Source organism: Escherichia sp. KCJ4928 (assembly GCF_004352695.1).
In the GTDB taxonomy this organism is placed as follows: domain Bacteria; phylum Pseudomonadota; class Gammaproteobacteria; order Enterobacterales; family Enterobacteriaceae; genus ECMA0423.
Genome location: NZ_SJWV01000037.1, coordinates 24,304 through 30,455, shown reverse-complemented (window position 1 = coordinate 30,455; position 6,152 = coordinate 24,304). Strand labels below are relative to the sequence as shown.

6 protein-coding genes are annotated in these 6,152 nt (G+C 52.2%); 4 read left to right on the top strand and 2 right to left on the bottom strand.

Annotated elements, in window-relative coordinates:
- Positions 1-77: 77 nt before the first annotated feature.
- From upp to E0D98_RS08255, 3 genes are all read left to right on the top strand, one after another.
- Positions 78-704 (top strand): uracil phosphoribosyltransferase, encoded by a 627-nt coding sequence (gene upp, locus E0D98_RS08265; protein WP_001295473.1) that lies wholly within the window; start codon positions 78-80, stop codon positions 702-704.
- 85 nt (positions 705-789) lie between these two features.
- Positions 790-2,079: a uracil permease gene (uraA, locus tag E0D98_RS08260; protein ID WP_131890582.1), complete on the top strand. Its 1,290-nt coding sequence runs from the start codon at positions 790-792 to the stop codon at positions 2,077-2,079.
- Positions 2,080-2,173: 94 nt separating this feature from the next.
- On the top strand, positions 2,174-2,875 hold the full coding sequence (locus E0D98_RS08255) for a DnaA inactivator Hda (protein ID WP_001307333.1): 702 nt from the start codon (positions 2,174-2,176) through the stop codon (positions 2,873-2,875).
- 137 nt (positions 2,876-3,012) lie between these two features.
- On the opposite strand, the gene arsC is transcribed toward E0D98_RS08255, so the two are convergent.
- Positions 3,013-3,372, bottom strand: a complete 360-nt coding sequence (gene arsC / locus E0D98_RS08250; RefSeq protein WP_000166449.1) for an arsenate reductase (glutaredoxin) — start codon at positions 3,370-3,372, stop codon at positions 3,013-3,015.
- Between the two features lie 20 nt (positions 3,373-3,392).
- A complete protein-coding gene (bepA, locus tag E0D98_RS08245) occupies positions 3,393-4,856 on the bottom strand; it encodes a beta-barrel assembly-enhancing protease (protein WP_000489667.1) in 1,464 nt (487 codons plus the stop codon).
- Positions 4,857-5,068: 212 nt separating this feature from the next.
- On the opposite strand from bepA, the gene E0D98_RS08240 reads away from it, so the two are divergent.
- On the top strand, positions 5,069-6,130 hold the full coding sequence (locus tag E0D98_RS08240) for an AI-2E family transporter (RefSeq protein ID WP_000892044.1): 1,062 nt from the start codon (positions 5,069-5,071) through the stop codon (positions 6,128-6,130).
- Positions 6,131-6,152 lie beyond the last annotated feature (22 nt).

Below are 6,152 nucleotides of genomic sequence, written 5' to 3'. Positions count from 1 at the left end.
AAGAATATTGCCGCCTTGAAGAAAGGAGGTATAATCCGTCGATTTTTTTTGTGGCTGCCCCTCAAAGGAGAAAGAGTATGAAGATCGTGGAAGTCAAACACCCACTCGTCAAACACAAGCTGGGACTGATGCGTGAGCAAGATATCAGCACCAAGCGCTTTCGCGAACTCGCTTCCGAAGTGGGTAGCCTGCTGACTTACGAAGCGACCGCCGACCTCGAAACGGAAAAAGTAACTATCGAAGGCTGGAACGGCCCGGTAGAAATCGACCAGATCAAAGGTAAGAAAATTACCGTTGTGCCAATTCTGCGCGCGGGTCTTGGTATGATGGACGGTGTGCTGGAAAACGTTCCGAGCGCGCGCATCAGCGTTGTCGGTATGTACCGTAATGAAGAAACGCTGGAGCCGGTACCGTACTTCCAGAAACTGGTTTCTAACATCGATGAGCGTATGGCGCTGATCGTTGACCCAATGCTGGCAACCGGTGGTTCCGTTATCGCGACCATCGACCTGCTGAAAAAAGCGGGCTGCAGCAGCATCAAAGTTCTGGTGCTGGTCGCTGCGCCAGAAGGTATCGCTGCGCTGGAAAAAGCGCACCCGGACGTCGAACTGTATACCGCATCGATTGATCAGGGACTGAACGAGCACGGATACATTATTCCGGGCCTCGGCGATGCCGGTGACAAAATCTTTGGTACGAAATAAAGAATAAAAATAATTAAAGCCGACTTTAAGAGTCGGCTTTTTTTTGAGTAAAGCGCCTATAACACATAATACAGAGGATAATACTATGACGCGCCGTGCTATCGGGGTGAGTGAAAGACCGCCACTTTTACAGACAATCCCGCTTAGTTTGCAACATTTGTTCGCCATGTTTGGTGCAACCGTCCTGGTGCCCGTCTTATTTCATATTAACCCGGCGACTGTACTGTTATTTAACGGTATTGGAACGCTGCTGTATCTCTTCATCTGTAAAGGGAAAATTCCGGCTTATCTTGGTTCCAGCTTTGCCTTTATTTCACCGGTATTGTTACTGTTGCCGTTAGGGTATGAAGTCGCGCTGGGCGGCTTTATTATGTGCGGCGTGCTGTTCTGCCTGGTTTCTTTTATCGTGAAGAAAGCGGGGACCGGCTGGCTGGACGTGCTGTTTCCACCTGCGGCAATGGGCGCAATCGTTGCCGTCATCGGTCTGGAGCTGGCGGGCGTAGCTGCCGGTATGGCGGGTTTACTCCCGGCTGAAGGGCAAACGCCAGACTCCAAAACCATCATCATCTCTATTACCACCCTGGCGGTCACGGTTTTAGGTTCCGTGCTGTTTCGTGGTTTCCTGGCAATTATCCCGATTTTAATTGGCGTGCTGGTGGGGTACGCGCTCTCTTTCGCAATGGGAATTGTCGATACCACGCCGATTATTAATGCTCACTGGTTTGCGCTGCCAACCCTCTATACGCAGCGCTTCGAGTGGTTTGCCATTCTGACTATTCTGCCAGCGGCGTTAGTGGTTATTGCCGAACACGTAGGGCACCTGGTAGTAACGGCTAATATCGTCAAAAAAGATCTGCTGCGCGATCCAGGTCTGCACCGTTCGATGTTTGCTAATGGCTTGTCGACCGTGATTTCCGGCTTCTTTGGCTCTACGCCAAATACCACTTACGGAGAAAACATTGGCGTGATGGCGATCACCCGTGTTTACAGTACCTGGGTTATCGGCGGGGCGGCGATTTTCGCTATCCTGCTTTCCTGCGTCGGTAAACTGGCTGCCGCTATCCAGATGATCCCATTGCCGGTGATGGGCGGCGTTTCGCTGCTGCTTTATGGTGTCATCGGTGCTTCCGGTATTCGTGTTTTGATCGAATCGAAAGTGGATTACAACAAAGCACAGAACCTGATCCTGACTTCCGTGATTTTGATCATCGGCGTCAGTGGCGCGAAGGTAAACATCGGCGCGGCGGAGTTAAAAGGTATGGCGCTGGCGACCATCGTCGGTATCGGCTTAAGTTTGATTTTCAAACTGATCAGTGTGCTGCGCCCTGAAGAAGTGGTGCTGGACGCAGAAGACGCGGATATAACAGACAAATAATGTACCGACCGGGCAGTGTTGCTGCCCGGTTCAAACATCATGGGATTCTGTGGTAAACTTCTCGCGATTTTGTGAAATCCTGGTTGAGGTATCTCTGAACACACCGGCACAGCTCTCTTTGCCACTTTATCTTCCTGACGACGAAACCTTTGCAAGTTTCTGGCCGGGGGATAACTCCTCTTTACTGGCCGCGCTGCAAAACGTGCTGCGTCAGGAACATAGCGGTTACATCTATCTCTGGGCACGCGAAGGCGCGGGGCGCAGCCATCTGCTGCACGCGGCTTGCGCGGAATTGTCGCAGCGTGGCGATGCGGTGGGCTATGTCCCGCTGGATAAACGCACCTGGTTTGTTCCGGAAGTGCTCGACGGTATGGAGCATTTGTCGCTGGTCTGTATCGACAACATTGAGTGTATTGCAGGCGATGAGTTGTGGGAGATGGCGATTTTCGATCTCTACAATCGAATTCTGGAATCGGGCAAAACACGATTGTTGATCACCGGCGATCGTCCACCGCGGCAGTTGAATCTGGGATTACCGGATCTCGCGTCGCGACTCGACTGGGGGCAGATCTACAAATTGCAGCCACTTTCTGATGAAGATAAGTTGCAGGCGCTACAGTTACGCGCGCGTTTGCGTGGTTTTGAACTGCCGGAAGATGTGGGGCGTTTCTTGCTGAAGCGGCTCGACAGAGAAATGCGCACGCTATTTATGACGTTGGATCAGTTGGATCGTGCGTCGATTACCGCGCAACGTAAGCTGACCATTCCGTTTGTGAAAGAAATTCTGAAGTTGTAGATAAGGTGTTTATTGTCGGATGCGGCGCGAACGCCTTATCCGAACTACGCGAAGTTAATCCATAGTATTCGTAGGCCGGATAAGACGTGGCAAGCGTCGCATCCGGCAATGTGCTTCAACTAGCGATGGAGCACATCTTAACCCACGATTTCCAGTACCTGCTCCGGTGGACGACCAATCCGCGCTTTGCCATTCGCGACCACAATCGGGCGCTCCATTAGCTTCGGATTATCCACCATTGCCTGAATCAGCGCCTCTTCGCTAAGCGAACTGTCAGCCAGGTTCAGTTCTTTATAAAGATCCTCTTTCTGGCGCATCAATTCACGGGCGCTATTCATCCCCAGCATTTTCAGCAAATCGCGCAGCGTTGCCGCATCGGCGGGTGTCTCAAGGTAGAGTACCACTTCTGGCTCCACGCCGTTTTCTTTCAGCAGGTTCAGCGTTTCCCGGCTCTTTGAACAGCGTGGGTTATGGTAGATTTTTACCTGTTTGGTCATTGTTCTTCCTTTAATGCGAATTACATCTTGGTATAAGGCTTAAAGCGTTCCTGCAGCTGGCGCAACTGGTCGATGCGCGCATCGTAACGCGCTTGTTGCAGGCTGCCTAATTTCACCTGCGAACTGGCGCTACTCAACAGCGAAATGGCCTGATCGAGTCGTCCGGCGAGCGCATAACCTTCTGCTCGCGCAGCCAGCTCCTGATCGCGGTTATTTAGCGCGGCTTCCGCCTGTGCCAGTAAATCCCAGCCGTTGCTGTCATCTTTATTATTAAAGGTGTAGCGATTCAGAATATTGGCCGCTTCTTGTGGTTGACCGCCTTGTAGATAAGCGTTCGCCAGGTTGAGCTGCAACACCGGATTGGTGCGCAAATCACGGGCATTTTTCAGGCGATTGATTGCCTCATTGGCTTTGTTTTGCCCAAGATCGATATCGGTAGCCAGATCGAGATACCATGCGTTGCCAGGTTCTGCCGCCAGTAACGGTTGCAGCGTTTTACGCGCCTCGTCGTATTTATTGGCTTCCATCGCCTGTAAAGCACGACCATATTGCGCCGCTCGTTGCTGACGAACGTTTCCTTTCGCCCATTCATCCAGCAAATCACTGGTGAGCTGGTTACGTCCGGAATTATACATCCCCAGTGTGCGCGCTTTCGCCAGATAGAAATCTTCCGACGACTGCACCACCATCGGTCGCATCTGATTAGCACGGTTGCGGGCATCTGCCAGACGACTTTCCGGCAACGGGTGAGTCAATAAAATTTCCGGCGGGCGCGAGGAGTAACGCGCCTGATCGAGTAATTTTTCGAGGAAGGTTGGCATCGCCTGCGGATCGAATCCCGAGCGTTGCAGCACCTGAATACCAATGCGATCCGCTTCCTGTTCATTTTGCTGGGTGAAGCTGATCATCCCCTGGCGCGTTCCCGCCAGTGTACCGGTCAGCGCTGCCATCCCCGCCTGCGGACTGGCCATCGCCAGTAAAATAGAACCTAACGCGCCGACCCAGGTCAGCGGCGCGCTGCGCTGTTGATCTTCCATCGCTCGCGCCAGGTGACGTTGGGTGACGTGGGAGATTTCGTGCGCCATTACTGAAGCCAGTTGGCTTTCGTTATCGGAATAACGGAACAGGGCAGAGTGCAGTACCACGTTGCCGCCAAAGAAAGCAAAGGCGTTAATTTCGTCGTTGTTGATCAGAAAAAAATGAAACGGTGTCTTAACCGAATTGGCATGCGAAACCAGACGCATTCCTAGTGAATTAATGTACTGCGTTAATAGTGGATCATTAATTAACGGCGCGCTGCCGCGTAGCTGGCGGACATAATAGTCGCCCATCTGCATTTCCTGACCAATGGAAAGCGTGCTTCCTGCGGAGGTTCCCATATCCGGCAAGGTGTCTGCACTATCGGCAAACGCCGGGGCTACCTGACCAATGGTCATGGCAGCAATGAGGGTTGCAACCAGGTTTTTTTTCAACTGCCTGAACATAACCTCTATCCTGTATTTCTGGAGATAGTCATTTGACCGATACTGTGAAATATCGTTCCCACCGCGCCGCCTTTGAGTGTAACGGCGAAGATTAGTCCACTCAAATGACTTTTCAGTTTCCTGAATCCGTCATAAAAAGCGAAGTCTTTTTTGTGACATTTCGATACAATTGCGGATCGCAATCCCGCTCTTGAGGTTCAGGGAAGGTCTTTATGCTCGAAATGTTGATGCAATGGTATCGCCGCCGTTTTAGCGACCCGGAAGCGATTGCCTTGCTGGTTATTTTAGTTGCCGGATTTGGCATTATCTTTTTCTTTAGTGGCCTGCTTGCTCCGCTGTTGGTGGCTATTGTGCTGGCCTATTTGTTGGAATGGCCAACCGTGCGCCTGCAATCTATTGGCTGCTCCCGCCGCTGGGCGACGTCGATTGTATTGGTGGTTTTCGTCGGTATATTGCTATTGATGGCGTTCGTGGTACTGCCTATCGCCTGGCAGCAGGGCATCTACTTAATTCGCGATATGCCGGGGATGCTCAATAAGCTTTCTGACTTTGCCGCCACGTTGCCGCGCCGCTATCCGGCGTTGATGGATGCGGGCATTATTGATGCAATGGCCGAAAATATGCGCAGTCGGATGCTGACCATGGGCGATTCGGTGGTGAAAATTTCCCTCGCCTCGCTGGTCGGTTTGCTGACCATTGCCGTCTATCTGGTGCTGGTACCATTGATGGTCTTCTTCCTGCTGAAAGACAAAGAGCAGATGCTGAACGCCGTTCGCCGGGTGCTGCCGCGTAACCGTGGACTGGCAGGACAGGTGTGGAAGGAGATGAATCAACAAATCACCAACTATATCCGCGGCAAAGTGCTGGAGATGATCGTGGTGGGGATTGCCACCTGGCTGGGATTCTTACTCTTCGGGCTGAACTATTCGCTGCTGCTGGCGGTGCTGGTCGGCTTCTCGGTACTTATTCCGTACATTGGCGCATTTGTGGTGACCATTCCGGTGGTTGGCGTGGCGCTATTCCAGTTTGGTGCAGGCACGGAATTCTGGAGCTGCTTCGCGGTGTATCTGATTATTCAGGCGCTGGACGGCAACCTGTTAGTACCGGTGTTGTTCTCCGAAGCGGTTAACCTGCATCCGCTGGTGATTATTTTATCGGTGGTGATCTTCGGTGGTTTGTGGGGATTCTGGGGCGTATTCTTCGCCATTCCGTTGGCGACGCTGATCAAAGCCGTGATCCACGCCTGGCCCGATGGGCAAATCGCGCAAGAATAATCTTCAGCCCGACGAACTGTTT